Raw genomic sequence first — 26,032 nt, 5'->3', positions numbered from 1 at the left:
CGTCGCCTCCGGCGACTTCAGTCGTCGTCGCCGCCCCTCGGCCCGTCCGGACCCTTTGGCCCCCTTGGTCCTTTGGGACCTCGCCCGTTCTCGCCGCGGTCATTCCAGGGAGGTCCCTGCTCGACTTGCGCTGGTACGGGCGACGGCGGTGGCGGCAGCACCGACGGCGACGGGGTGGTGGGCACGGTCGTGCTGGTGCTGGCCGGGGTCGGTGTCGGCGGGCGCGACGCCGACTCGGCGATCACCGCGGCCAACGTGACCACCACGGCGACCAGCGCCGCGGCCACCCCGAGAAGCACCCCGGTGCGGTTTCGCGCAGCGGGCGGGCGCACCGCCATCGTCGTCGGCGGAGGCAGCGGCGCGGCCAGGACCTTGGTGGGTGGACGCTTTCCCGCGGGCGGCTCGAACCGGCCCGCCAGGCCCGCGCGCATCGACGGCGCGCTGGTGAACCGCCACCCCGGGTCAGGCGCCATCGCCCGCTCCACGACCGCTGCCAGCACGGGTTGCACGTCCGGGCGCAGCGCCGCGAGCGGTACCGGTGCGCTCTCCGCGATGGCGCGCGCCAACTCCGCGAAGTTCTCCTGGGGGAAGGCCCTGCGGCCGGTCAACGCCTCGTAGCCGACGACACCCAGCGCGTAGAGGTCGTCACACGCCGTCGCGGACGCACCGTTGATCCGCTGCGGGCTGAGATAGGCCATGGTGCCGACGATCTGACCGGTCATCGTGTCGGGGGTCGCGGCGCTCTTGGCGATGCCGAAATCGGCGACCTTGGTATGGCCGGATTCGGTGAACAGGATGTTGGCCGGTTTGATGTCGCGGTGCACGATTCCGGCGGCGTGCGCCGCGGTCAGGGCCGACAACACGTCGTCGAGGACGGACTGCACCTGCGGCTGTGCAAGCGGCCCGCGGGCGATCATGTCCGCCAGCGTGTGCCCCGACAGCCGCTCCATCACGATGTAGGGGGTGCCGTCCTGCTCGCCGCTGTCGTGCACGGCGACGATGTGCGGATGGCTGAGCGCTGCGGCTGCTCGGGCCTCGTGTTGGAAGCGCTCGCGGTTGACCGGGTCGGCCAGGAACACCGGGTGCAGCAGCTTTATGGCGACCGGTCGGTCGAGGCGACTGTCCCAACCGTCGTGCACTTCCGACATGCCGCCCCGACCCAGGACGCTGCGCAGTTCGTACCGGCCGCCAAGAACTTCTGGCGCCTGCATACCGGTAAAGCTAGCCATCCAACGGCTGGCGCAAACCTTCGGGTGGTCAGACCTTGGGGCTGTAGTAGTGCGGGTTGTCGCGGTACTCGACCGGCGGCAGGTTGCGCGCCGGCGTCTCCACCAGCGGCGCATCTGCAGGCAGCCGCCCGTGTGCGCGGTCCCAGGCAGTTCGTTTACGGGGGTGCATCAACACGCGCTTGGGCAGCAGCTTGCTGATCCGGTAAACCATGTTGCCGAACTGCCGGTGTAGCCACGCTTGGCGCGGCGACCAGGTGTAGCCCATCAACTCGCGCACCGGCGGGTCATACAGCCCCACGGCGAAGAAAGTCAGGACCCGCTGCATGACCTTCAGGTTGAGCCGCCACGCCCAATCGGGCACCCATTGCAGCGAGGGGTGCTTGGGCATCGTGGACAAATCCATGACTTCTCTTGCCGCCCAGTTGTTTTCTAGAACGTTGTGACACATGTGGTCCCAGTACTCCTGGAATTCCTCCCAGGTTTTGGGCACCGGCCGCATGCTCATCCCGTACATCCGGTACCACTGGACGTGCTCATCGAACAGCTGCCGCTTCTGGTCTTCGGTGAGCCCGCCGCCGAGCCATTCGGCGGCCAACAGCGTCGACTTGAAGAACGTGGCGTGCGCCCAGTAGAAGACGTCGGGGTTCAGCGCGTTGTAGCGACGCCCCTGGTCGTCGACGCCCTTGATGCCGATGTGGTAGTCGCGCACCTGCGCCCCGGTGCGCGGTGCGCGGTCGCCGTCGAACACCACACCGCCGATCGGGTAGACCGACCGAAACAGCCGCGGCATCCGCTCCCGAAAGAAGATCGAGTGCTGTTCCACGGCCGCGCCCAACTGCGGGTGCATATTTTGCATCGAACCCGCCCAGGGCCCCTGCAGCATGCCGGTCCACTGCCCGAAGTACTTCCACGTCAGCGAATCGGGCCCCAGCGGCTCCGGCAGGGAGTCATATCCCCCGCTGGTCACCGGGCAGCCAGCCGCCAGCTCTGCTGACTCGTCCCCCTGCCCTGTGTGCGGGTGGTGTCCCCAGGACACCGGGCGTGCATCGGACGTATCTTGAGTCACTGAAGAGCTTCCCATCCAGTCAGAGAGTAAATTCTGACTACAGGCGTTGTCAGCGACGAGCTTAGGAGGGATGTGGCCTCGGGTCAACGACGCGGTCGATGGTCCGGCGTTCCGCTGCGGGACCGTCAAGCGCTGCGCCGCGACGAACTCATCTCCGCCGGGTCGGCTCTGCTGGGCAGCGCGGACGGCCCGGCGCTCACCGTGCGCGCGGTCTGCCGGGCCGCTGGGCTGACCGAACGCTACTTCTACGAGAGCTTCGCCGATCGTGACGAGTTCGTTCGTGCGGTCTACGACGATGTGTGCGCGCGGGCGATGTCCACGCTGACGACCGCCGAGACCCCTCGCGAGGCGGTCGAGCGCTTCGTCGAGTTGATGGTCGACGATCCGGCGGGCGGGCGCGTGCTGCTGCTGGCACCGGAAGTGGAGCCGGTGCTGGTCCGCTCCGGCGCCGAATGGATGCCAAACTTCATCGAGCTGCTGCAGCAAAAGCTCACCCGTATCACCGAACCCGCGCTGGCGGCCATGGTCGCCACCGGGCTGATCGGTGCGCTCACCGCGCTTTTCACCGCGTACCTCGACGGTCGGCTGACCGCGACCCGCGAACAGTTCATCGACTACTGCGTCGGAATGCTGGTCGGCCGGGTACCGAGCTACTGACCGCTACTCGTCGGGCGTGACGACCGCCGCGAGTTCCTGCTCTTCGGTGTCGGCGGCTTCCTCCTCGGCGTCGGACTTGGCCGCCCGGCCCAACGGATGTTGCACCGATGCACCGGGATTCGTCTCCGATGCGTACGCGCCGGCGCAGTTCAACGCCACCATCATCTCGCCATCGGAGTGCTCGAAGTTGTCTCCGACTCCACGGAGGAACGACGGTGCCCATGCGGCGGTGACGATGCAGTCGTCCTCCTCCAGCTGGTCGCCGACACGCGTGGCGATGATCGGCTCCAGACCGGCCTCATCCATCGCGTCGGATGCGTCCGCGTAGCTCTGACCCACGTAATCTGCTGCGGCAGTGGGTGTTCCGAGCAGCACGAGCGTTCCCACCGCGCAGGCCGCAGCACCGACACCCAGCACACGTTTCGTCCTCATGCCGCCACATTCGCCCGGCGACATGAACGGGATAGAACGCCCGGATAAAGCGCGTGTGAATTCCGTTGCGTTTACGTAACGCTCAGCGGTTACTAGCTCTGCGCGGCCGACCTGGCGGCGGCGGCCTTCTCGGCTTTGGCGTCAGCCTCGGCTTTGGCCTCCCGGCCCAGCGGATGCTGAATCGAGGTGCCCGGGTTTGTCGCCGTCGCATAGTCGCCGTTGCAGTTCAACGACACCATGACCTCGCCGCGGTCCGAGCGCCCGTTGCGCACGAAGGACGCATCCCAGGCGTTGGTGACGATGCAGCCGCTCTGCGACAGGCGGTCACCCACTCTGGAGGCGACCACCGCGGTGCCCCCGCTGCTTTTGATCTCCTTCGTCGCATCCGAGTATTTCTTGCCCACCACATCGGGGTCGTCTTCGGCGGTTGCGATGCCCGCGCCCGACAAGATGGCCGCCGCGAACACGGGTCCGGTCCCGAAAACCATGAGTTTGTCCATGTCTTCCGACCTCCAACTTCCAGGCGAAAATCGCCGAAGTCATATATCGGAAAGCCTATGGCGCGCAGGCCTCGGCCGCCACCCCAGCGGGCCGTCTATCAGCAGATACGTCGGTTAGACGCTGTTATTGCCCCTGCTGCTGGCGGGCCGCGGCGGCTTGCCTGGCGGCCCGGTCTCGCGCGGCCTTGGCAGCCTTGGCTTCCTGCTCTTTCTTTGCTGCCCGGCCGGCGGGACTGGCCGCCGAGTTTCCTGGCGAGCCCGGCGCCGCCAACTCCCCGTTGCAGTTCAGCGCCACATGCACTTCGCGGTTGGCCACCGGGTTGCCGCGGCGGTTGGGGCGGCGGACCGCGGCATCCCACGCATTGGTCACCAGGCACCTCGACTCGGACAGGGCATTGCCAGTCCGCGTCGCCACCACTGCCTTGCCGCCTGAGCGCTGGATTATCCGCTTGGCGTCCTGATAGGTGCGGTTGGTGACATCGGGAGCGGCCTCTGCCGGTGGAGCCCCGGCGAGTAGGGTGCTGGCGGCCACCGACGTTGCGGCGACCACGCTCGCGACAATCCTGACGATCTTCACCACTCCGGGAACCTCCGCGTCGGCGCGTGTGCTGAATCGAGCGCGAACTGTTTGCTCGCCACGCATTAACAAGGGATGGTACCGCCTACAAAAGAGCCTTGTGATGCAGATGTGACAAGCGCGTGGCGTTACTTGAATGTCACCGGGGTACACAGATACTCTGAGTGCTACTAACAGGTACAGATAACTGGAGGCGCCATGCACGAGAACTTGACTGACCTCCACCTGCTGCATGAACTTGAGCCCGTGGTGGAGAAGAATCTCAACCGGCATCTGTCGATGCGGAAGGACTGGAACCCGCACGACTACATCCCGTGGTCCGACGGCAAGAACTACTACGCGCTGGGCGGCACGGACTGGCACCCCGAGGAGTCAAAGCTCTCCGAAGTCGCCCAGGTGGCGATGGTGCAGAACCTCCTGACCGAGGACAACCTGCCCTCGTATCACCGTGAGATCGCGATGAACTTCGGTATGGACGGCGCCTGGGGCCAGTGGGTGAACCGCTGGACGGCCGAGGAGAACCGCCACGGCATCGCGCTGCGCGACTACCTGGTCGTCACCCGCTCGGTCGATCCGGTGCAGCTCGAGCAGCTGCGCCTGGAGCAGGTCACCCGCGGCTTCTCGCCCGGCCAGAACCAGCAGGGCGATCTGTTCGCCGAGAGCCTGTTCGACTCGGTCATCTACGTCACGTTCCAGGAGCTGGCGACCCGCGTCTCGCACCGCAATACCGGTAAGGCGTGCAACGAGACCGTCGCTGACCAGCTGTTGGCGCGGGTCTCGGCCGATGAGAACCTGCATATGATCTTCTACCGCGACGTTTCGGAGGCCGGCTTCGACATCGCGCCCGACCAGGCCATGCACTCCCTGCACCGGGTGCTGCGCAACTTCAAGATGCCTGGCTACACGGTGCCGGAGTTCCGCCGCAAGGCCGTCATCATCGCCGTCGGCGGGGTCTACGACCCGCGCATTCACCTCGACGATGTGGTGATGCCGGTGCTCAAGAAGTGGCGCATCTTCGAGCGCGAGGACTTCACCGGCGAGGCCGCGCGGATGCGCGATGACCTCGGTGTGCTCGTTGAAGAGCTGGAGGAAGCCTCCCAGAAGTTCGAGGAATCCAAGCAGCGTCGGCTCGAGCGCGAGGCGCGCAAGGCCGAGAAGCTCACCGCCAAGAAGGTGCTCGCCTCCAGCTCTTCATGACGGCTGTAGCGCAAACCCGCCAACAGCTGCGGATCGGCCCGATCGCGCTACGCAGCCCCGTGGTGCTGGCCCCGATGGCCGGGGTGACCAACGTCGCCTTCCGGACGTTGTGCCGCGAGCTGGAACTGGCCCGGGTCGGCACGGTCAGCGGGCTGTACGTATGCGAGATGGTCACCGCGCGCGCTCTCGTGGAGCGTCATCCGGCGACCATGCACATGGTGACGTTCGGCGCCGATGAGTCGCCGCGGTCGCTGCAGCTGTACTCCGTGGACCCGCAGTACACGTTCGCCGCAGCCAAGATGATCGCCGACGAGGGGTTGGCCGACCACATCGATATGAACTTCGGCTGTCCGGTACCCAAGGTCACGCGCCGCGGCGGAGGTGCGGCGCTGCCGTTCAAACGCCGCCTGTTCGGCCAGATCGTCGCGGCCGCGGTGGCGGCCACGGAGAACACCGACATCCCGGTCACCGTGAAGTTCCGCGTCGGCATCGATGACGAACATCACACCTACCTCGATGCCGGGCGGATCGCCGCGGAGGAAGGTGCGGCCGCCGTCGCGCTGCACGCCCGAACAGCCGCCCAGCGGTACTCCGGAAAAGCGAACTGGGAGCACATCGCAGCATTGAAAGAGCACGTCAACGCCATTCCCGTGCTCGGCAACGGCGACATCTTCGAAGCCGACGACGCGTTGGCCATGATGGCGGCGACCGGGTGCGACGGGGTGGTCATCGGACGTGGTTGTCTGGGTAGGCCCTGGTTGTTCGCCGAACTGTCGGCCGCGTTCACCGGAAACCCACTTCCCGTCGCGCCGACGCTCGGTGAGGTCGCCCAGATCGTGGTGCGCCACGGCCAGCTGCTGGCCGACCATTTCGGCGAGGACAAAGGCATGCGCGACATCCGCAAGCACGTCGCCTGGTACTTGCACGGGTTCCCCGCCGGCACCCAGCTGCGACGCGCATTAGCGCTGGTCAAGACGGTTACGGAGCTCGAGGAGCTGCTCGGCCAGCTCGACGCGACAGTGCCGTTCCCCGATGCGGCGCAGGGCCCCCGCGGCCGCCAGGGCTCGGCCGCGTCGGTGGCGCTGCCCGAGGGCTGGCTGGCCGATCCCGACGACTGCACGGTCCCCGCCGGCGCCGAGGTCATGCACTCGGGCGGCTGACGCTGTCTCGGAGTCGTCTCGATACTGAGACGACTCCGACATCACAACTTTCAGGATGTCTCAGTACGATATGGATCTTGTTCGGTAATGGGCTCCCGTAGGCGGAGCCACGCAGGCGCTGTGACACGGCATGCGGCCCTGCGGACGTTCCATGCGCATTGGTGTGCGCGACGACGAAGAGTCGGAGGCCGGTGGGAACATGAGTGACGGCGACAGCCCAGGTGCTGGTGCCACTCCTGGCCCCTCCGGTCCGTCGGGGCCGGACCGGTCCACCGACGACAACCAATGGCTTACCCGAAGTGCCCGCCCATCGCCAGGCGCCGCGCCGTGGGAGCGCAAACGCCGCGCTGATCGCCGCGATCTGACGAATGCGGCGGACACCGGCAGCCACCCCGACCGCCTCACCGTCGCCGACCTGATCGCCCGGGTGAAGGGTGACACCGCCGTACCGCAGGGATTGCGCCGCCACCGTGCCGAACCCGAGGACGCCGAACCCGAGCAAGCCGAATCCGACGAAGCGGCTCCGCCCACCGACATCATCGACGCGGTCGAGGCCGACGAGCCGACGGACGACGAGCACGACACCGAGATCATTCCGGCGGTGCAGCTGCCGTCCTCGGAGGTGCCGGACCTGACCGCGCTGCGCGCGACCCGGCGGGTGGCGCCGACGCACGTCATCGCCCGACGGGGCAACGACGAACCGCACCGCCGCAAGCGCCGCCGGGGCCTGCGCTCCACGGTGGTGGTAGGCCGCGCGGCCGCGGCGTTGATGGCGGTGCTTGCGCTGGTCCTCACCGGCGGCGCGTGGCAGTGGCAGACCTCGAAGAACAACATGCTCAACCGGATTTCGGCGCTGGATCCGGACTCGCGCGACATCCTCGACCCGAACGCACAGTTCGGCGACGAGAACTTCCTGATCGTCGGTGTCGACAGCCGCATCGGCGAAAACAGCGAGATAGGCGCGGGCACCACTGAAGACGCAGCCGGCGCACGTTCGGACACCATCATGCTGGTGAACATCCCGGCCAACCGCGAACGCGTTGTCGGAGTGTCGTTTCCCCGCGATCTCGAGATCGAACCGATGCAGTGCGAGCCGTGGGATCCGCGCACCCGCGAATACGGCCCGATCACTGACCCGGACTCGCCGATGTACGGCGCCGAGAAGGTCTACACCGAATACAAGCTGAACTCCGCTTATGCCGTCGGAGGGCCCAAGTGTCTGGTGAAGGTCATCCAGAAGATCTCCGGTCTGTCGATAAACCGCTTCATGGCAGTGGATTTCACCGGCTTCTCCAAGATGGTCGATGCGCTCGGCGGCGTGGAGGTGTGCAGCACCACCCCACTGGAGGACTACGAGGTCGGCACGGTGCTGCCGCGCGCCGGCCGCCAGATCATCGACGGCCAGACCGCACTGCAGTACGTGCGCGCGCGCCAGATCACCACCGAGAACAACGGTGACTACGGGCGGATCAAACGCCAACAACGGTTCTTGTCGTCGCTGCTGCGCTCCCTGATCTCCAAGGAAGTGTTCTTCTCGCTGTCCAAGCTCAACAACGTGGTCAACATGTTCATCAACGACAGCTACGTCGACAACATGGACACCAAGGACCTCGTCACCCTCGGGCAGTCGATCCAGGGCATCGCCGCGGGCCGGATCACATTCCTGACCGTACCCACCACCGGCTACATGGACGAGTGGGGCAACGAACACCTGCGCGAGGAGGACACCCGGGCGATCTTCGACGCGATCATCAACGACGAACCGCTGCCCGAGGAACGCAACGCCGACAACACGCCGATCCCCGGCACCCCGGAGTCGTCGTCCGACAACGAGCTGATGAGCCAGACGCCGAGTCAAGGCGCCACTGATTCCAGCGAGTTGATCGATGCGGTGACCACGAACCCGCAGGACATCACCGTGCAGGTGTCGAACTCCACCGGTCAGAACGGTCTGGCCGCCAGCGCGGCCGAAGCACTGCAGACCCATGGCTTCAACGTCACAACGCCCAACGACTACCCGGGCCCACTGGACGAGACGACCGTGTTCTTCTCACCCGGTAACGAGGAGGCCGCGGCGACGGTGGCTTCGGCGTTCGTCAACCCGACCATCGAGCGGGTGATGGGTAAGGGCGACACCGTGCAGGTGGTGCTGGGCACCGACTTCGGCTCGGTGAACCCGCCGTCGCCGAGCGGCTCGACCGTGCAGGTCCACGTGGTCCGCGGGACCGGCAGCACGCCGACCGCGCTGCCCGAGGACCTCGCCGTCACCAACGCCGCCGACACCACCTGCGAATAGCCCCGCGGCCAGCGTTTTGCCAGGTGGCGTTCACCCCTGGTTCACCCGCACGTCGTGACGTCGGATACCGAAAGCCCGTAGGCTGACTGCCATGCGAACCGCGTACCACGAGCAACTCGATGCCTTGACGGCGCAGCTCGGCGAGATGTGCGGGCTGGCAGGCGCTGCAATGGAACGCGCGACCCAGGCCCTGCTGCAAGCCGATCTGGTGCTGGCCGAACAGGTGATCACCGACCACGAGCAGATCGCCGCGATGAGCGGGCGTGCCGAAGAAGCGGCGTTCGTGCTGCTGGCACTGCAGGCGCCCGTCGCCGGTGATCTGCGCGCCATCGTCGGCGCCATCCAGATCGTCGCCGATGTCGACCGGATGGGTGCGCTGGCCCTGCACGTCGCCAAGATCGCCCGGCGTCGCCATCCCCAGCATGCGCTGCCCGAAGAGGTCAACGGATATTTCGCCGAAATGGGTAGGGTCGCAGTCGAACTCGGTAACAGCGCCCAGGAGGTGCTGATCACCCGTGATCCGGAGAAGGCCGCCCGGATACAAGAAGAAGACGACGCGATGGACGATTTGCACCGGCATTTGTTCACGGTGCTGATGGACCGCGAATGGAAGCACGGCGTGGCCGCCGCGGTCGATGTGACGCTGCTGGGCCGGTTCTACGAGCGCTTCGCCGACCACGCGGTCGAGGTGGCCCGCCGGGTCATCTTCCAGGTCACCGGCAAGCACCCCGACGAGGAAAATCTGCCGGCGTCACGCTGACCCGACACACTGCGCCGAGTGTGCGGTTTCATCCGCCGTGCGCGCTTGGATTCAAGCGGTGTGTCGCGGATGAAACCGCACGGTCGCGAAGGTGGCGGAGGTGACTAGCCGAAGCGCCCGGAGATGTAGTCCTCGGTGGCCTTCTTGCTCGGGTTGGAGAAGATCTTCTCGGTGTCGTCGATCTCGATCAGCCGGCCCGGTTTACCGGTGGCCTCGAGGTTGAAGAACGCGGTCTGATCGCTCACCCGGGCGGCTTGCTGCATGTTGTGCGTGACGATGACGATGGTGAATTCCTGCTTCAGCGTGGCGATCAGTTCTTCGATCGCCAGCGTGGAGATCGGGTCCAGGGCTGAGCACGGTTCGTCCATCAGCAGCACATCGGGTTGCACCGCGATGGCACGGGCGATGCACAGCCGCTGTTGCTGACCGCCGGACAGCCCGCCGCCGGGCTTATCGAGCCGGTCCTTGACCTCGGTCCACAGGTTCGCGCCTCGCAGCGAGCGTTCGGCGACCTCGTCGAGGGCCTTCTTGTTGCGTACCCCCTGCAACTTCAGTCCGGCCACCACGTTGTCCCTAATCGACATGGTGGGGAACGGGTTTGGCCGCTGAAACACCATACCGATGGTCTTGCGCACCCCGACCGGGTCGACACCGGCGCCGTAGATGTCCTCACCGTCGAGCAGCACCGAACCCTCGACGCGGGCGCCGGGGATCACCTCGTGCATCCGGTTGAGGGTGCGTAGCACCGTGGACTTTCCGCAGCCCGAGGGGCCGATGAACGCCGTCACGTTACGCGGCGGAACGGCCAGCGACACGTCGGCGACGGCGTGGAAGGAACCGTAGTAGATGTTGACGTCTTTGAGGTCCAACCGCTTTGCCATAGGAGCTCCTAAACCTTCTTGGGCGCGAACAGCTTTGCCAGCAGCCGCGCCCCCACGTTGAGGACGGCGATCAATAGGATCAGCGTCAGGGCGGCGCCCCACAGCCGGTCGGTGGGCACCGGGTTGGCGCCGGCGCCCGCCGATGTCTGGTCGTACATCATGCCCGGCAGCGACCCCATGAACCCGCTGAACATGTCGAAGTTGATGGCCTGGCTGTAGCCGACGAGGATCAGCAGCGGCGCGGTCTCACCCATCACCCTGGCCAGCGCCAGCATGATGCCGGTGACGATGCCCGACAGCGCAGTCGGGATGACGATGCGCGCAATGGTTTTCCACTTCGGCACACCCAGCGCGTAACTGGCCTCCCGAAGGTCCATTGGCACGATGCGCAGCATCTCCTCGGTGGCGCGCACGATGACCGGAATCATCAACAGCACAAGCGAAAGCGATACCGCAAGGCCGGACCGCTCGAACCCCAGCGTGGCGACCCACAGCGCGTAGATGAACAACGCCGCCACGATCGAAGGGACGCCGGTGAGGATGTCCACCATGAACGTGGTGAGCTTGCCCATCCGCGTGCCGCCGCCGTATTCGACCAGATAGATGCCGACGAAGATGCCGATCGGAATCGAGATGGCCGCACACACCAGGCCCTGCAGCAGGGTGCCGACAATGGCGTGGTACACGCCGCCGCCGGCCGCAAAGGCCGTCATACCCGCCTGCGAGTACCACCACCAGTCGCTGTCGATGATGACCCCGAAGCCCTTGACCACCACCGAGTAGAGCACCCAAAGCAGCGGAACCAACGCGATCAGCACCGACAACGTGACCAGTACGGTCGCAAGGTTGTTGGTGATCTTGCGGCGCAGGCTCACACCCTGAAATGTGACCGCCTTGACGGGCCGATCCAGCGTAGCGGTCATTTGGCACCTTTTCCGGCAACCGCGGCACGGGCCAGCGAGTTGACCACGAACGTCAGCACGAACAAGACCAGACCGGCCGAGATGTAGGCGCCCGCCTTGAACTGGTCGTTGAATTCCGAAGCGGCAGAAGCGATCAGGCTTGCGAAGGTGAAGCCGCCGTCGAACAGCGACCAGCCGAACGCTTCCTGGGTGCCGCGCAGGATGATCAGCAGCGCGATGGTCTCACCCAACGCACGCCCCAGGCCGAGCATGCCCCCGCTGATGTAACCCGACATCCCGAACGGCAGCACCGTTGTGCGCACCACCTCCCAGCGGGTGGCGCCCAACGCCAGCGCGGCCTCGATCTGGCCGCGCGGGGTCTGAACGAACACCTCGCGGGTGACCGCGGTGATGATCGGCAGGATCATCACCGCGAGCACGATGCCCGCGGTGAAGATCGTTCCGCCGCCGACCACCGAGGCGGTGCCGGTCTTGAACAAGAACAACCAGCCGAGGTTCTCGTTGAGCCACTGTGCGGCTGGCGCGATCACCGGGGCCAGCACATACAGGCCCCAGACGCCGTAGATGATCGACGGCACCGCGGCCAGCAGGTCGACCATGTAGGCCAGCGGGCCGGCCACCCGCCGCGGCGAGTACTGGGTGAGAAAGATCGCGATCCCCAGCGCCACGGGCATCGCGAGCACCAGCGCGAACACCGACACGAACACCGTTACCTGCAGCAGGTCCAGCACGCCGAAGTGCATCGCCGACGTATCGGTGGTGATCCAGTTTCCGCCGTAGAGGAAGAAGTTCTCTTCGTTGCGGGCCAGTGCCGGGATCGCGCGCCACAGCAGGAAGAACCCGATCGCCGCGATGAGAACGACGATGAAGATCCCCGAGCCCTCCGCAAGCGCGCTGAAGACCCGGTCTCCCGGTCGAACCTTCGCGTTTCGCGACGGATCGAGGGAGATGGGGCGCGGTTCGCCATACGGTTGGGCGATCGCCTCGCCGGAACCTGCGTCCGACGGATTCGGCGTTGTCACATCGACCCCATCACTCATCGATTTGGTCCTCATACTCGCCGCTCCAGTATCGGTTGCAGCCGAACTACTGTATTGCGTTCACCGCCGTCAGCAACCGCTCCTTGAACCGGTCGGGTAGCGGAACGTAGCCGGCGGCGGGCAGGTCGGACTGACCCTGTTCGGACGCCGCGGCGGTGATGAAGGACTTGACCGCTGCGGAGGTGGCGTCGTCGTAGCCCGCCGAGCAGACGATCTCGTAGGTGGCCAGCACCAGCGGATAGGCGCCGGGCTCCGTGGTGCCGTACAGCGAGTTCAGATCCAGCACCAGATCGTTGCCCTCCGAGGCGAACTGGGCGGCGTCGATCGCCTTACCCGCGGACTCGTCGGTCAGTTCGACCGCGCCGGCACCGCTGTCGATGGCAGCGAACGGCACGCCGCCCTGTTCGGCGAAGCCCTTTTCGACGTAGCCGATGGAGCCGGGCGTGGCCTGGACGGCCTGCACGACGCCCGCCGACTTCTGCGCGCCCTCACCTGCGCCACCCTGAAACTCGCTGCCGGCGCCCTTGGTCCAGCTCTCCGGCGCCGCAGCGGCCAGGTACTTCTGGAAGTTGTCGGTGGTGCCCGAGGAGTCCGACCGGTAGATCGGCGTGATCGGCGCGTCGGGCAGCGTGGTGCCGCCGTTGAGCGCGGCAATCGCCGGGTCACTCCAGTTGGTGATCTGGCCCTGGAAGATCTGGGCCAGCAGATCCGCGTTGAGCACCAGGCTGTCGACGCCCTCGAGGTTGTAGGCCATCGCGACCGGACCGAACACCAACGGCAAGTGCCAGGCCGGGTTTCCGTTGCAACGCTGGGCGGCGGGCTGCACCTGCTCGTCGGACAGTGGGGAATCCGAACCCGCGAAGTCGACCTGGCCCGCGATGAACTGCTGGCGCCCGGCGCCTGAGCCGGTCGGGTTGTACGACATGTTCTTGCCCGCACACATCTGGCCCCAGGCCTGGTTGAACACCGCTACGGCGTTCTGCTGTGCCGTCGAACCCTCGCCCGTGATCTGGTCCTTGCCGTCGCACTGCTCCGACGCGGTGTCGGTGCCCGTGGCACCGGTCTGCGTCGTTGCGGCGTTGTTGTCGCTGCCGCACGCGGACAGCGTCAGCGCGGCGATCGCCGACGCCGACAAGATCTTGCCGAGCGGCGCGCCAGTGCCCAAGCTGAAGAACTTCACGTATCCCACTTTCGGTCGACGAGGTTGGTCCTCCGGCAACGTATGCGGCCCCGGTGGACACCGCGGGGATGGAAGGTAAACGGACGGTGAACAGGTTCGGCTAGTCACTGGTGTGCCGCGTAGGCGGCATCGACCGCGAAAACCTCGAAACCCAGTCTCTGGTATGTCTTTACCGCCGCGGAGTTATCTCCTTCGACGTATAGCATCACCGTCGGTTGTGAGCTATTCGACAAGCGGTCGGCAAGGTGGTGCAGGCCAATCAGGGTGAGCAACCCGCCGAGCCGGCGGCCCTGCGCGGCCGGGTCGACGCCGACGACGTACACCTCGCCAAGATCGGCGTCGTGCACTTCGCCGCGGGGCGCGGCATGGATTTTCGTCCAGTGGAAGCCCAGCAACGCACCGGTCTGCTCGTCGAAGGCCAGAAACAGCCCGGCCGGGTCGAACCACGGTTCGGCGCGCCGCTCGGCGAGGTCGGCTTCGGACCACCCGCCCTGTTCGGGGTGCCAGACGAACGCGGCGTTGTTCACCCGCAGCAACTCGGCGTCGTCGTCGGGCTCGGAATAGGTGGCGATGCGCACCCCATCGGGAACCGTGACGGGCGGCAGATCGGTGAGCGGGCGGCGCATCTGCAGCAGTTCGCGCACCACCACCATGTTCAGCGCGGCGGCGGTGGCGCGGGCCGGCTCGAGGTTGCCGTGCGCCCAGATCCGGGTGCCCGGGCCGCCTTCGGCGAGGCCGGCGCGCGCCAGCGCCGACCCGATGCCGCGGCGCCGGGCCTGCGGGTGCACGACGAGCTCGGCCGTGGGCGGTTCGGGCGCCACGTTCAGGTAGCCCACAATGGCTTGGTCCTCGACGGCGTGGTCCTCGACGGCGACGAGATGTCGGGTGCGGTCGCGCGGCAGCTCCCGTAGCACCTGATCGCCCACCGGGGCGACGCCGTCGACGGCGGTGGCGACATCGATCAGCTCGCGAATCGTCCGCTGGTCGTCAGTGGACAGGCCGGTGCGCCACTCGAACGCCGTCACTGACTGCGCATCGGGTCGGCAAGCGAGTCGGGCACTGCGTTGGGCATGGCTTCGTGCGGCGGCTCGTCGTCGACGTCGTCGACCAGCTCGGACGCCGGGGCCGATTGGCGGGCGCGGGCGGGACGCACGGCCTTGTAGCCGACGTTGCGCACGGTGCCGATCAGCGACTCGTATTCGGGGCCGAGCTTGGCCCGCAGCCGCCGCACGTGCACGTCGACGGTGCGGGTGCCGCCGAAGAAGTCGTAGCCCCATACCTCCTGGAGCAGTTGCGCGCGGGTGAACACCCGGCCCGCGTGCTGGGCCAGGTACTTCAGCAGCTCGAACTCCTTGTAGGTCAGGTCCAGCGGCTTGCCGCGCAACCGCGCGGTGTAGGTGCCTTCGTCGATCGCCAGTTCACCGAGGGTGATCTTGCCGACGTTCTCCTGGTTGGACACGCCGCCGCGGCGGCCCACGAGCAACCGCAACCGGGCGTCGATCTCGGCGGGCCCGGTGCTCGGCAGCAGGATCTCGTCGAGACCCCACTCCACGTTGACGGCCACCAGCCCGCCCTCGTTGACGACGGCCACAACCGGAACCGAGGTGCCGGTGGTGCCCAGGAGGCGGCACAGCCCGCGGGCAGCGGCCAGGTCGGTGCGCGCATCGACGATGGCCACGTCTGCGCTGCCGGCCTCGAGCAGCGATGAGACCTCGGTCGGGGCCGTGCGCACGGTGTGCGGCAGCAGCGCCAATGACGGCAGCACCGACTCAGGTCGTGGGTCGACGGTCAATAGCAGTAGATCCAACTGGCCCTCCAGCAGCCATTGGGGACCTCGCCGATGACAACGGTGTCGCTGGTGACTTCCCAGTTTCATAGCTGACATGTGGCCGTTACCCGGCCGTTAGTCATCTAACGATAGCGTGCCACCTGCTGGTTAGCCGCGCCGAACCGGTCGATCCGACGCTGTGGGCCAGAATGTGCGGGTGCGCAAGCTACTGATCGGAGTGCTGGCAACCGTGACGGTCGTGGTCGTCGGCGCGGTCGGGGTGGATTTCGGCGCGGCCATCTACGCCGAATACCGCCTGGCCAGAAGCGTGCGCACGGCGGCGGACCTGCAGCACGACCCGTCGGCGGCGATCCTGGGGTTCCCGTTCCTCACCCAGGCGGCCGACCGTCATTACGACGAGATCGAGATCCGCGCGGCCAGCGTCGACAACGCCGTCGTCGGCAAGGCGTCGCTGGAGGCCACGCTGCACGACATCGACGTCACCGAGGCGTCGTGGCTGATCGGCCCCGACGCGCGCCTGCCGGTCGGCAAGGCCGAAAGCCGCATCATCATCGACTCCACCCATCTCGGCCGGTTCATGGACATCACTGACCTTCTGGTGGAGGCTCCGACCCGGGAGACCAACGACTCCACCGGCGGAACCACCGAATCGGGCATCTCGAGCAATCGGGGGGTGGTGTTCACCGGAACCCCCGACAAAGTCGGGTACCACGAGAAGGTGAGCATCGCAGTGGACCTCGAGGTCGCCGGGCCGGACCAGACCACGTTGGTGATGACGGCCACCGAGGTGCTGACCGGGCCTGGCACCGCAGACCAGGAGGTGCCCGACGACAAGAAGCCCGCGGTGCTGGAGGCGTTCTCGGCCAGCGTGCCGGGGCAGTCGTTGCCGTTTGGGCTGGCGCCCACTGCCCAGGGAGCACGTGGTTCGGACATCATCATCGAGGGCATCGCCGAGGGAGTAACGATCGCGCTCGACGAGTTCAGGTTGTCATGAGCACTTCGTGGGTGTTGGTGGTCACCGTGCTGGTGGCCGCGTTCGGCGTGGCCTATCTGATCAGCCGTTTGCTGGCATTGCGCGAGCAATTGCGCAAAGCCGGTGAGGAAGCCGCCAGCATCGACACCAGCGGCCTCGGTTTGTCGACCACCGGGCCGACCGTGCTGCACTTCAGCGCGCCATGGTGCGGACCGTGTGCGGGGGTGCGTCGAGTGGTCGAGCAGGTGTGCGCCGAGTTGCCGCAGGTTGCGCACCTCGAGATCGACATGGACGCCGATCCCGAAGCGGCCAAGCGGCTTTCGGTGCTCTCGCTGCCGACGACCATCATCTTCGACGCCGACGGACGGCCCCGCTACCGCACCACGGGGGTCCCCACCGCGGCGGACCTGCGCTCGGCGCTGGCACCGCTGTTGGCCTGAGCACCATGTCATTGGGTAAGCTTTCCCGCGTGTCCGCCCGCACCGAGCGTCAGCTCGCCACGCATCGGGAGCCGATGCTCACCAAGCGCCGCGCAGTCGATCTGTGCCGCGTCGCGGGTTCTTCCTGTTGTTGTTGTAGCTGCTGAGCGCAGCTGCGCACTCTAAGCGCGCGCGCTCGGGGCCAGCCGTTTCGGCTTGCTCGCAATCAGCCCAGCCCAACCGCTCAGGAGTGTGACTCGATGTCGACCGATCCCCGCCCCACCACCGCCGACGTGGACGTGCGCGGTCCCAGGTTCACCGCATGGGTGACCACGGCCGTGCTGGTGATTGCCCTGTTGTTGTCGGCGGTCAGCGAACTCGGCGCCGCGCTGGTACTGGGTGCGCAGGCCGCGGTGTTCGCCGTCGGCGCGGCGCTCGGCCCGCGTCGTCACCCGTACGGCCGGGTGTTCGCACACCTGCTCGCGCCCCGGCTGGGTCCGGCCACCGAACGCGAACCGGAACCGCCGCTGAAGTTCGCGCAGCTGGTCGGGTTGGTGTTCGCGACGGCCGGCGCGGTCGGGTTCGCCACCGGGCTCACGGCGCTCGGCCTGCTCGCCACCGGGCTCGCCCTGGTGGCGGCGTTGCTCAACGCAGCCTTCGGCATCTGCCTGGGCTGCCAGCTCTATCCGCTCGTCGCACGGTTCCGTAGGAATCCGCGCGTTACATCACCCGCATAGGGTCCAAAGCCCAAGCAACCGAAAGGATTTCATACATGGCACGCTCCGACGTCCTAGTCACCGCAGACTGGGTGCAGAGCAATCTCAACACCCCCAACATCGTGTTGGTGGAGGTCGACGAAGACACCAGCGCCTACGAAGACGGTCACATCGAGGGCGCGGTACGGCTCGACTGGAAGACCGATCTGCAGGATCCGGTGCGCCGCGACTTCGTCGACGCCGAGCAGTTCTCCAAGCTGCTGAGCGAACGCGGCATCTCCAACGACGACACCGTGGTCCTCTACGGCGGCAACAACAACTGGTTCGCCGCCTACGCGTACTGGTACTTCAAGCTGTACGGCCACGAGGACGTCAAGCTGCTCGACGGCGGCCGCAAGAAGTGGGAGCTCGACGGCCGTGCGCTCGTCAAGGAGGTGGCGGACCGGCCGTCGACCAGCTACACCGCCAAGGCCCCCGACAACAGCATCCGCGCCTTCCGCGATGAGGTCATCGACGCCATCGGCACCAAGAACCTCGTCGACGTACGCTCCCCCGACGAGTTTTCGGGCAAGATCCTGGCCCCGGCGCACCTGCCGCAGGAGCAGAGCCAGCGGCCGGGCCACATCCCCGGTGCCATCAACGTGCCGTGGAGCAAGGCCGCCAACGACGACGGCACGTTCAAGTCCGACGAGGACCTGGCCAAGCTGTACGCCGAAGCCGGCCTCGACGGCGAGAAGGAGACCATCGCCTATTGCCGGATCGGCGAGCGCTCATCGCACACCTGGTTCGTGCTGCAGGAACTGTTGGGACACAAGAACGTCAAGAACTACGACGGCAGTTGGACGGAATACGGCTCCCTGGTAGGGGCCCCGATCGAGTTGGGAAGTTGATATGTGCTCTGCACCAAAGCAAGGTCTGACGTTGCCCGCCAGCGTTGATCTGGAGAAGGAAACGGTGATCACCGGCCGTGTTGTCGACGGCTCGGGTCAGGCGGTCGGCGGCGCGTTTGTGCGACTGCTCGACGGCTCGGAGGAGTTCACCGCGGAGGTCGTGGCATCGGCCACCGGCGACTTCCGGTTCTTCGCCGCACCCGGCACCTGGACGGTGCGGGCGCTGTCGCCGGCCGGTAGCGGCGACGCCAGCATCGCGCCGTCCGGCGCGGGCATCCACGAGGTCGACGTCAAGGTCGCCTAGCGACGGGCACGCTCTTCGTAGCGAAACGCTGCGTGGGGCGTCCCTCGCGGTCCACCATGGGATCGGTCCTGCGCCACTGCAGGCCGGGGGATCCGATCTTGGGGAGGGCCCGTTCATGGGATTTGCACGTGCCGCAGGTGTGGGCGCCGCGGTGGCGATGTCCGCCCTGGCCGCTGCGCCGCTGGCCGGCGCGGACGCCGACGATGAATTCCTCGACGCGTTGGCCCACAACGGCCTGTCGTTCCCGCCCGCGGCGGTCGACAACGTCATCGGCGGCGGGCACAGCGTGTGCCAGGGTTGGTCGGCCGGCGACAGTTACTCCGACTGCGTCGCCGATGTCGCCGCCAATATCGGTGGCAGCCAAAGCCTCGCACGGGTCTTCGTGGACGCCGCCACCAGCACCCTGTGCCCGGAGTACGAGTCCGAATTGCCCTGATTCGGTAGACCGACGGCCGCCAACTAAACTCGACGCCGTGGTGCTGTTCTTCGAGATTCTGCTGGTGGCAGCGGTTGTGGTGATCACCTGGTTCGCTCTTTACGCGCTGTACCGGCTGGTCACCGACGAGTCGTGACCTCCGGCGACGACGCGGTAGCGGCGGCGGCCGAGCGGGCCAAAGCGACCGCCTCGCGCAACATCCCGGTCTTCGCCGATCTGCCCGGCCCGCGCGACACCGCCAACCTACGCGAAGGCCCCGACCTCGACGATGCGCTGCTGGCCCTCCTCCCGTTGGTCGGGGTGTGGCGCGGCGAGGGGGAAGGCCGCGATACCGGCGGTGACTACCGCTTCGGCCAGCAGATCGTCGTCTCCCACTGCGGCGCCGACTACCTGATCTGGGAGTCGCGGTCGTGGCGACTGACCGAGGACGGCGAGTACGACCGGCCGTGGCTTCGCGAATCGGGCTTCTGGCGCTTCATCAGCGACCCTGCCGACCCGTCGGAGTCCGAGGCCATCGAGCTCCTGCTGGCGCACTCCTCCGGCTACATCGAGTTGTTCTACGGGCGCCCGCTGTCCGCGTCGTCGTGGGAACTGGCCACCGACGCGCTGGCCCGCAGCAAGTCAGGGGAGCTCGTCGGCGGGGCAAAACGGCTCTACGGCATCGTCGAGGGCGGCGATCTCGGCTATGTCGAGGAACGGGTCGACGCCGACGGCGGTCTGGTGCCGCATCTTTCGGCCCGGCTGTCACGCTTCGCCGGATAACGCCGCGCCGGCTCCTCAGGTGAGCACCGGCGCCTTACCCGCGTCGGTCAACCACTTGGTCTTCAGCTCGGCCAGGGTGCCGTCGGCGCGCAGCTCTTCGACGACCGCCGACACACAGGGGGTCAGCGAACTGTCCTTGTCGAGCACGATGCCGAACTGTTCGACATCCTCGGTGGTGGCGGGCAACTGGCCGACCATGACGCCGTCGCGGATCTCGTCGGCTACCGCGAACGCGGTCGGAAGGTCGGCGACCAGCGCGTCGATCTCCCCTTCCCGCAGCGCCAGTTTCGCGTCGCTGTTGGTGTTGTAGACCTCGACCGATTTCGCGTTGCCCATCGACAGGGCCGCGGTGTAGCTGGTGGTGCCGACCTGCGCACCCAACCGCAGCGGTTTCAGCTCGTCGAGGGTGCCGGCGTGCGCCGCGGGTGAGGACTTGACCGTGACGACGGCCTGGGTGACGTCGAAGTACGGCGACGAGAAGTCGACAACGGCCTTGCGCTGATCGGTGATGGAGAATTGAGAAATGCTGGCGTCAAAGGATTTCGGGCCAGTGGACAGCGCCTCACTGAACGGCACCCGCACCCAGCGGACGTCTTCGCCGGTGTAGCCCATTCTGGCCGCGACCGCATACGCCACCGCCGATTCGAACCCTTCTCCGTTGGTGGGGTCGTCGCCGATGTACCACGGCGGATAGACGGGCTGGTCGGTGCCGAACGTGAAGACACCCTTGTACAGGGTGGTCAGCCGGTCCTCGCGGCAGTCCTCTGCGGGGGGCGTTGCGTCACGGGCGATCGGGGCGCACGAGGTGAGCACCAGCGCGGCCAGCAACGCGCCGAGCTTCCAGGCGATGCGCATGGCCGCATCATCGCCCAGCCCCCGACGCAAACCAAGCTCGTTGCGACAACGGTTTCCTACCGATCCGGGCCCGAAGATGGGGCGGCCCCCGAGCCGTGTGTTCCTGGTTGGACAAGACCGAGGGGCTCGGGGGCCGGGTGACTGCCGGGAATTCGCCAGCGCGCACAGGACGCGAAGAGCCGTGCGCTCATCCCCCTGGCGCTGCTAGCTCGCAGCCACCTCACAAGTCCATAAGTCACTCAAAATCTTGGACCACCTCCTTCCCTGTGTACGAGCGAAGTTACCCGTGCGCCACCGCGCCGACAAGCGATTAAGGACGGTTACGCGCTCAGCGATCGCTGACGATGGCGGCGTCGACCAGTCCGGTGAACTCCGCGGCCAGCGGTGAAGCCGCCACCGGCTTACCGTCCAACGTGTGCACACGCGCGGCCAGCGTGATGCTCGACACCAACCAAATGCCTTGTGCGGTAAGCAAATCCGCTGGTCGCAGGGCACGATAATCGCAGGCGTAACCCTTGTTGCGGGCCACCTCGAACAGGGCCTGCTGGGTGGTCCCGCGCAGGATCGGAAACCAGGGCGGCGGCGTGAGGAACACCGGACCTGCGGCTTCCCGGCCGGTTTCGGTGACGATCACCACGGTCGAGCGCGGCCCCTCCAGCAGGTAGCCGTCGGAGCCGACGAAGATCACGTCGTCGGCGCCGTGTCGTTCGGCGTGGCGCAACGCGGCCATGTTCACCGCATAGGACAGCGTCTTCGCACCGGCCAACAGCCACGGCATCTCATCGGCGCCCTTGGCGGGCAGCCCACGCGCAAGCGTTATCGCGGCCACGCCCCGGGTCCGCGCGGCGGCGACCCTGGCCGGCAGCGCGCCGATGGTCGCGTACCCGCTGGGCGCCGAACCACCTTCCCGGCCCCGGCTGTAGACCAGCCGCAGCACGCCCTCCTCGGAGCCGCCGTCGAGCCAGCCTTTCACCGCCACACCGATGGCGTGGCGCCACTGCGGCAGGTCGGGTGCGGGTAGCTCGCACTGCTGCGCGGAGCGGGCCAGCCGCGCCAGGTGGGCTTCCAGCAGACAGGGCCTGCCGTCGCGTACCAGCAGCGTCTCGAAGACGCCGTCACCGCGGACCGCGGCGAGATCGTCGGCGTACAGCAGCGGTTGGGCCGGGTCGTGCAGTTGCCCGTCGATGGTCACGACGACGGCGTTCTGGCTCGCCATGGCCAAGAAGCGTAGCGCCGTAAGGTTGAAGGTATGTCAGCCGTTTCCGCACCCGAGACCGGACCCGACGCCGGCGCCGTCTGGCACTACGGCGATCCGCTCGGCGAGCAACGCGCCGCGGCCACCGAGGCGGTCGTCGTGGACCGCTCGCACCGCGCCGTGATCACGCTCACCGGACCAGACCGCAAAACCTGGCTGCACAGCCTTTCCACGCAGCACGTCAGCGAGTTGCCCGACGGCGCGGTCACCGACAACCTGAGCCTGGACGGGCAGGGACGTGTGGAAGATCACTGGATCCAGACTGAACTGGGCGACGTCACGTATCTGGACACCGAACCTGGCCGCGGCGAACCGCTGCTGGCCTATCTGCGCAAGATGGTGTTCTGGTCCGACGTCACCGTCGAACCCGCCGACCTAGCGGTGTTGTCACTGCTCGGTCCGCGGCTGGCCGATCCCGCGGTGCTCGACGCGCTGGGTGTGGGTTCGCTGCCGGCTGAAGGCACCGCAGTCGCCCTTGCCGACGGCGGTTTCGTGCGCAGGGTGCGCGGGCCAGCGCTCGAACTCGACGTCGTGGTGCCGCGTGAGCGCGCCGCCGCGTGGCGCCAGCGCCTGGTGGACGCGGGCGCGCGGCAGGCAGGCGTGTGGACCTACGAGGCGCACCGGGTGGCCGCACGCCGGCCCCGGCTCGGCGTGGACACCGACGAGCGCACGATCCCGCACGAGGTGGGCTGGATCGGCCCGGCGGTGCACCTGGACAAGGGCTGCTACCGCGGGCAGGAAACCGTCGCGCGGGTCCACAACCTGGGTAAACCGCCCCGCATGCTGGTGTTGGTGCAGCTCGACGGCTCCACGGACCGGCCCGCGACGGGTGATCCGGTGCTGGCCGGCGGGCGGTCGGTCGGCCGGATCGGCACCGTGGTCGACCACGTCGACGAGGGCCCGATCGCGCTGGCGCTGGTGAAGCGCGGCCTGCCCGCCGACACCGAGTTGGTCACCGGCGGGGAGTCGGCCGTCGGTGCGGTCATCGACCCGGATTCGATGCCGCCCGCCGATGCCGTCGGCGCCGGAAGGCGCGCGGTCGAACAGTTACGCAGCGGCAAGCGCTGACCGCACGACACCCTGCCAGCACACCGCGGCCAGGCACGGTAAGGTGGGGGCAGGAAAATAAACGACATTCAGACCGGAGCCGCCTACAAATTGGGCCGCTCCGTTATTGCGCAAGGGGGTTCCCCCATGGGCCGCGGCCGGGCTAAGGCAAAGCAGACCAAGGTTGCTCGTGAGCTCAAGTACAGCTCTCCACAGACCGATTTCGAACGGCTACAGCGAGAGCTGTCGGGTGCTTCCGACGACGACAGGCTCAACGGCGACGACTGGGCCGACGACGACGAATGGCGCCCCTAGTCCGCTAAAAGCGCGGGTGACGCCCGACGAGCTTGGCTCTCGGAGCGTCCTTCCCACCCTTCTTGATGGTTCCTAGCGTCCAGCAGGTCAGGTGGCGCGCGGTCAGGATCGCCAGCGCGCGGTCGGTGTCCTCTGGCGCGACGATCGCGGCCATGCCGACACCCATGTTGAACGTCTTCTCCATCTCGGCCCGCTCGATGCGGCCGCGCTGGGCGATCATGCCGAACACCGGCGCGGGCGTCCAAGTGCCACGGTCGATTTCGGCCACCAGGCCGTGGGGGATGACGCGTTCCAGGTTTCCGGCCAGCCCGCCCCCGGTGACGTGGCAGAAGGTGCGGACCTGGGTTTCGGCGGTGAGCGCCAAACAGTCCTTGGCGTAGATGCGGGTCGGCTCGAGCAGCTCCTCGCCCAGGGTGCGGCCGAACTCCTCGACGTGGCCGGCCAGGTTCATCCGGTCGATCTCCAGCAGCACCTTGCGCGCCAACGAGTAGCCGTTCGAATGCAGCCCGGTCGAGGCCATCGCGATGATCACGTCGCCCGGCTTGACCCGGTCGGGGCCCAGCACGTCGTCGGCCTCCACGACGCCGACACCGGTGGCCGACACGTCATAGTGATCCGGTGCCATCAGCCCGGGATGCTCGGCGGTCTCACCGCCGAGCAACGCGGAACCGGCCATCACGCAGCCGTTGGCGATACCGGAAACCAGTTCGCTGATGCGCTCGGGCACCGTGCGCCCGACCGCGATGTAGTCCTGCAAAAACAGCGGTTCGGCCCCGCAGACCACGAGGTCGTCGACCACCATCGCGACCAGGTCGATGCCCACCGTGTCGTGCTTGTCCATCGCCTGGGCGACGGCGAGCTTGGTGCCGACCCCGTCGGTCGAACAGGCCAGCACGGGTTCGCGGTAGCCGCCGCGCAGCGCGAACAGGCCGGCAAATCCGCCGATCCCGCCGCGCACCTCGGGTCTGGTGGCTTTCTCGGCCAGCGGTTTGAGGAGTTCGACGGCGCGGTCCCCGGCCTCGATGTCGACCCCGGCGGACGCGTAGGAGATGCCGACAGGTTCGGCGCGTTCGGTCATCGACAGCAAGGCTACCGTCGCGGCGCGCGCCGCGGTAACCACCTTCACAGATACCTATTCGCGGGTCAGCTCCGCAAAATCCCGTCCGACGTGACAGATTGACGCCCTCGGCCACCCCGTCGGTCGGTGTCGAGGCGGTGACGTTTCGCAGTCGACCGAGGACGGCGTCGGACCCGAACACGTCCACGTCGGGCGCCATCTCGGCCCGACCCCGCTGGTCATGACCGTGGTCTACATCCAGCCGACCGGCCTGCCACTGTCGGAGGACGCGCCGGATCCGGGTTGCGGGTTTGCCTGAGGCATAAAACGGCCATAGAGCCGGGGTGCGACCTGACGAGATCCGCTGTCTGGTGACCGGGGCGACCGGCTACATCGGCGGCCGGTTGGTCCCCTCGTTGCTCGAGCGCGGACATTCGGTGCGGGCGTTGGCGCGCAACCCCGACAAGCTCGCCGACGTGCCGTGGCGCGACCGGGTCGACGTGGCGCGCGGCGACCTCGAGGACACGGCGTCGCTGCGGGCCGCCTTCGACGACGCCGACGTCGTCTACTACCTGGTGCACTCAATGGGTACCTCGTCGGATTTCGTCGCCGCCGAAGCCGCCGCGGCCCGCAACGTGGTGGCCGCGGCCGCCGACAGCGGGGTGCGCCGGCTGGTGTACCTGGGCGGTCTGCACCCGTCCGGCACCGAGCTGTCGCCACATCTGCGGTCCCGGACCGCGGTCGGGCAGATCCTGATCGAGTCGGGCATCGAGACCGTGGTGCTGCAGGCCGGAATCGTGGTCGGGGCGGGGTCGGCGTCGTTCGAGATGCTGCGGCACCTCACCCAGCGGCTTCCGGCGATGACGACGCCGAAGTGGGTGCACAACAAGATCCAGCCGATCGCCATCGACGACGTGCTGCATTATCTGGCCAAGGCCGCCACCGCCGACGTACCGGAATCGCGCACCTGGGACATCGGCGGACCCGATGTGCTCGAGTACGGCGATGCGATTCAGGGCTACGCCGAGGTGGCGGGTCTGCGGCGCCGGTTGATCGTCGCGCTTCCGTTGCTGACCCCGGCGATCGCCAGCCTATGGGTCGGGCTGGTCACACCGATGCCGTCGGGTCTGGCCCGTCCGCTGGTCGAATCACTGGAATGCGATGCGGTGATGGGCGACCACGACGTCGACCGCATCATCGCGCCGCCGCCGGGCGGGCTGACCGGATACCGGGACGCGGTGGCAAACGCGTTGCAGCGCGGGCCATTACCGACCGATCCGCGCTGGGCGCATATGGGGCGCGGCTAGGGCCGACAG

At 67.3% G+C, this 26,032-nt stretch carries 29 protein-coding genes; 15 read left to right on the top strand and 14 right to left on the bottom strand.

The window, feature by feature from the left end:
- Positions 1-17: 17 nt before the first annotated feature.
- Positions 18-1,211: a serine/threonine-protein kinase gene (locus ABQE44_RS01035; protein ID WP_448427826.1), complete on the bottom strand. Its 1,194-nt coding sequence runs from the start codon at positions 1,209-1,211 to the stop codon at positions 18-20.
- Positions 1,212-1,257: 46 nt separating this feature from the next.
- Positions 1,258-2,295, bottom strand: coding sequence for an oxygenase MpaB family protein (locus ABQE44_RS01030; RefSeq protein ID WP_448393649.1), 1,038 nt, complete (start codon positions 2,293-2,295; stop codon positions 1,258-1,260).
- 72 nt (positions 2,296-2,367) lie between these two features.
- On the opposite strand from ABQE44_RS01030, the gene ABQE44_RS01025 reads away from it, so the two are divergent.
- Positions 2,368-2,952, top strand: a complete 585-nt coding sequence (locus tag ABQE44_RS01025; protein ID WP_448393648.1) for a TetR/AcrR family transcriptional regulator — start codon at positions 2,368-2,370, stop codon at positions 2,950-2,952.
- Between the two features lie 3 nt (positions 2,953-2,955).
- Here ABQE44_RS01025 and ABQE44_RS01020 read toward each other — a convergent pair whose 3' ends face one another.
- The 3 genes from ABQE44_RS01020 to ABQE44_RS01010 all read right to left on the bottom strand — a co-directional run bounded on the left by ABQE44_RS01020 (position 2,956) and on the right by ABQE44_RS01010 (position 4,464).
- The gene (locus ABQE44_RS01020; protein ID WP_448393647.1) at positions 2,956-3,384 is read right to left on the bottom strand and encodes a PASTA domain-containing protein; all 429 of its coding nucleotides are present in this window, start codon (positions 3,382-3,384) and stop codon (positions 2,956-2,958) included.
- Between the two features lie 92 nt (positions 3,385-3,476).
- Positions 3,477-3,884, bottom strand: coding sequence for a hypothetical protein (locus ABQE44_RS01015; RefSeq protein WP_448393646.1), 408 nt, complete (start codon positions 3,882-3,884; stop codon positions 3,477-3,479).
- 124 nt (positions 3,885-4,008) lie between these two features.
- A complete protein-coding gene (locus ABQE44_RS01010; RefSeq protein ID WP_448393645.1) occupies positions 4,009-4,464 on the bottom strand; it encodes a hypothetical protein in 456 nt (151 codons plus the stop codon).
- 195 nt (positions 4,465-4,659) lie between these two features.
- Here ABQE44_RS01010 and ABQE44_RS01005 point away from each other — a divergent pair, with 195 nt between their 5' ends.
- The 4 genes from ABQE44_RS01005 (at position 4,660) to phoU (ending at position 9,874) form a co-directional block, all read left to right on the top strand.
- On the top strand, positions 4,660-5,658 hold the full coding sequence (locus ABQE44_RS01005) for an acyl-ACP desaturase (protein WP_448393644.1): 999 nt from the start codon (positions 4,660-4,662) through the stop codon (positions 5,656-5,658).
- Between the two features lie 26 nt (positions 5,659-5,684).
- Positions 5,685-6,818, top strand: a complete 1,134-nt coding sequence (gene dusB, locus ABQE44_RS01000; RefSeq protein WP_448428288.1) for a tRNA dihydrouridine synthase DusB — start codon at positions 5,685-5,687, stop codon at positions 6,816-6,818.
- Positions 6,819-7,017: 199 nt separating this feature from the next.
- Positions 7,018-9,114, top strand: coding sequence for an LCP family protein (locus ABQE44_RS00995; protein WP_448428286.1), 2,097 nt, complete (start codon positions 7,018-7,020; stop codon positions 9,112-9,114).
- 91 nt (positions 9,115-9,205) lie between these two features.
- Complete coding sequence (phoU, locus tag ABQE44_RS00990) at positions 9,206-9,874, top strand: phosphate signaling complex protein PhoU (RefSeq protein WP_448393643.1); 669 nt, start codon at positions 9,206-9,208, stop codon at positions 9,872-9,874.
- 104 nt (positions 9,875-9,978) lie between these two features.
- On the opposite strand, the gene pstB is transcribed toward phoU, so the two are convergent.
- The 6 genes from pstB to ABQE44_RS00960 form a co-directional block, all read right to left on the bottom strand.
- Positions 9,979-10,755 carry a phosphate ABC transporter ATP-binding protein PstB gene (pstB, locus tag ABQE44_RS00985; protein ID WP_448393642.1) on the bottom strand — a complete coding sequence of 259 codons (777 nt, stop codon included), beginning with the start codon at positions 10,753-10,755 and terminating at the stop codon, positions 9,979-9,981.
- An 8-nt stretch (positions 10,756-10,763) separates the two neighbouring features.
- Complete coding sequence (pstA, locus tag ABQE44_RS00980; RefSeq protein ID WP_448393641.1) at positions 10,764-11,678, bottom strand: phosphate ABC transporter permease PstA; 915 nt, start codon at positions 11,676-11,678, stop codon at positions 10,764-10,766.
- Positions 11,675-12,718 carry a phosphate ABC transporter permease subunit PstC gene (pstC, locus tag ABQE44_RS00975; RefSeq protein ID WP_448393640.1) on the bottom strand — a complete coding sequence of 348 codons (1,044 nt, stop codon included), beginning with the start codon at positions 12,716-12,718 and terminating at the stop codon, positions 11,675-11,677. The genes pstA and pstC overlap by 4 nt, the downstream gene beginning before the upstream one ends.
- Positions 12,719-12,764: 46 nt before the next feature.
- Entirely contained in the window at positions 12,765-13,898 is a 1,134-nt protein-coding gene (pstS, locus tag ABQE44_RS00970) for a phosphate ABC transporter substrate-binding protein PstS (protein WP_448393639.1), read from the bottom strand.
- Between the two features lie 104 nt (positions 13,899-14,002).
- The gene (mshD, locus tag ABQE44_RS00965; RefSeq protein WP_448427824.1) at positions 14,003-14,923 is read right to left on the bottom strand and encodes a mycothiol synthase; all 921 of its coding nucleotides are present in this window, start codon (positions 14,921-14,923) and stop codon (positions 14,003-14,005) included.
- Entirely contained in the window at positions 14,920-15,705 is a 786-nt protein-coding gene (locus ABQE44_RS00960) for a winged helix-turn-helix transcriptional regulator (RefSeq protein WP_448393637.1), read from the bottom strand. Before ABQE44_RS00960 ends, mshD begins: the two co-directional genes overlap by 4 nt.
- Positions 15,706-15,883: 178 nt before the next feature.
- Here ABQE44_RS00960 and lmeA point away from each other — a divergent pair, with 178 nt between their 5' ends.
- The 7 genes from lmeA to ABQE44_RS00925 all read left to right on the top strand — a co-directional run bounded on the left by lmeA (position 15,884) and on the right by ABQE44_RS00925 (position 20,187).
- On the top strand, positions 15,884-16,681 hold the full coding sequence (lmeA, locus tag ABQE44_RS00955) for a mannan chain length control protein LmeA (RefSeq protein WP_448427822.1): 798 nt from the start codon (positions 15,884-15,886) through the stop codon (positions 16,679-16,681).
- Complete coding sequence (locus tag ABQE44_RS00950; RefSeq protein ID WP_448427820.1) at positions 16,678-17,100, top strand: thioredoxin family protein; 423 nt, start codon at positions 16,678-16,680, stop codon at positions 17,098-17,100. Before lmeA ends, ABQE44_RS00950 begins: the two co-directional genes overlap by 4 nt.
- 239 nt (positions 17,101-17,339) lie before the next feature.
- A complete protein-coding gene (locus ABQE44_RS00945; protein WP_448393634.1) occupies positions 17,340-17,816 on the top strand; it encodes a DUF4395 domain-containing protein in 477 nt (158 codons plus the stop codon).
- A 35-nt stretch (positions 17,817-17,851) separates the two neighbouring features.
- On the top strand, positions 17,852-18,685 hold the full coding sequence (locus ABQE44_RS00940; protein ID WP_448393633.1) for a sulfurtransferase: 834 nt from the start codon (positions 17,852-17,854) through the stop codon (positions 18,683-18,685).
- 1 nt (position 18,686) lies between these two features.
- A complete protein-coding gene (locus ABQE44_RS00935) occupies positions 18,687-18,989 on the top strand; it encodes a DUF1416 domain-containing protein (RefSeq protein WP_448393632.1) in 303 nt (100 codons plus the stop codon).
- Positions 18,990-19,104: 115 nt separating this feature from the next.
- Positions 19,105-19,425 carry a DUF732 domain-containing protein gene (locus tag ABQE44_RS00930; RefSeq protein ID WP_448427818.1) on the top strand — a complete coding sequence of 107 codons (321 nt, stop codon included), beginning with the start codon at positions 19,105-19,107 and terminating at the stop codon, positions 19,423-19,425.
- Positions 19,426-19,557: 132 nt separating this feature from the next.
- Entirely contained in the window at positions 19,558-20,187 is a 630-nt protein-coding gene (locus ABQE44_RS00925) for a heme-binding beta-barrel domain-containing protein (RefSeq protein WP_448393630.1), read from the top strand.
- Positions 20,188-20,202: 15 nt separating this feature from the next.
- Here ABQE44_RS00925 and ABQE44_RS00920 read toward each other — a convergent pair whose 3' ends face one another.
- Together ABQE44_RS00920 and ABQE44_RS00915 are read right to left on the bottom strand one after the other, a co-directional pair.
- Positions 20,203-21,072 (bottom strand): ABC transporter substrate-binding protein, encoded by an 870-nt coding sequence (locus ABQE44_RS00920; RefSeq protein WP_448393629.1) that lies wholly within the window; start codon positions 21,070-21,072, stop codon positions 20,203-20,205.
- Positions 21,073-21,370: 298 nt separating this feature from the next.
- Positions 21,371-22,258, bottom strand: a complete 888-nt coding sequence (locus tag ABQE44_RS00915) for an aminodeoxychorismate lyase (protein ID WP_448393628.1) — start codon at positions 22,256-22,258, stop codon at positions 21,371-21,373.
- A 33-nt stretch (positions 22,259-22,291) separates the two neighbouring features.
- Between ABQE44_RS00915 and ygfZ the strand changes: the two genes are divergently transcribed.
- Positions 22,292-23,365, top strand: a complete 1,074-nt coding sequence (gene ygfZ, locus ABQE44_RS00910) for a CAF17-like 4Fe-4S cluster assembly/insertion protein YgfZ (RefSeq protein WP_448393627.1) — start codon at positions 22,292-22,294, stop codon at positions 23,363-23,365.
- A gap of 126 nt (positions 23,366-23,491) precedes the next feature.
- Positions 23,492-23,659: a DUF3073 domain-containing protein gene (locus ABQE44_RS00905; protein WP_448393626.1), complete on the top strand. Its 168-nt coding sequence runs from the start codon at positions 23,492-23,494 to the stop codon at positions 23,657-23,659.
- A 4-nt stretch (positions 23,660-23,663) separates the two neighbouring features.
- On the opposite strand, the gene purM is transcribed toward ABQE44_RS00905, so the two are convergent.
- Complete coding sequence (gene purM, locus ABQE44_RS00900) at positions 23,664-24,737, bottom strand: phosphoribosylformylglycinamidine cyclo-ligase (RefSeq protein ID WP_448427816.1); 1,074 nt, start codon at positions 24,735-24,737, stop codon at positions 23,664-23,666.
- 323 nt (positions 24,738-25,060) lie between these two features.
- Here purM and ABQE44_RS00895 point away from each other — a divergent pair, with 323 nt between their 5' ends.
- Complete coding sequence (locus ABQE44_RS00895; protein ID WP_448427814.1) at positions 25,061-26,023, top strand: NAD(P)H-binding protein; 963 nt, start codon at positions 25,061-25,063, stop codon at positions 26,021-26,023.
- Positions 26,024-26,032 lie beyond the last annotated feature (9 nt).

It is taken from the genome of Mycolicibacterium sp. XJ2546, from assembly GCF_053483195.1.
Note: the sequence above shows the minus strand (reverse complement) of the source record. Positions and strands in the feature narration are given on the sequence as shown.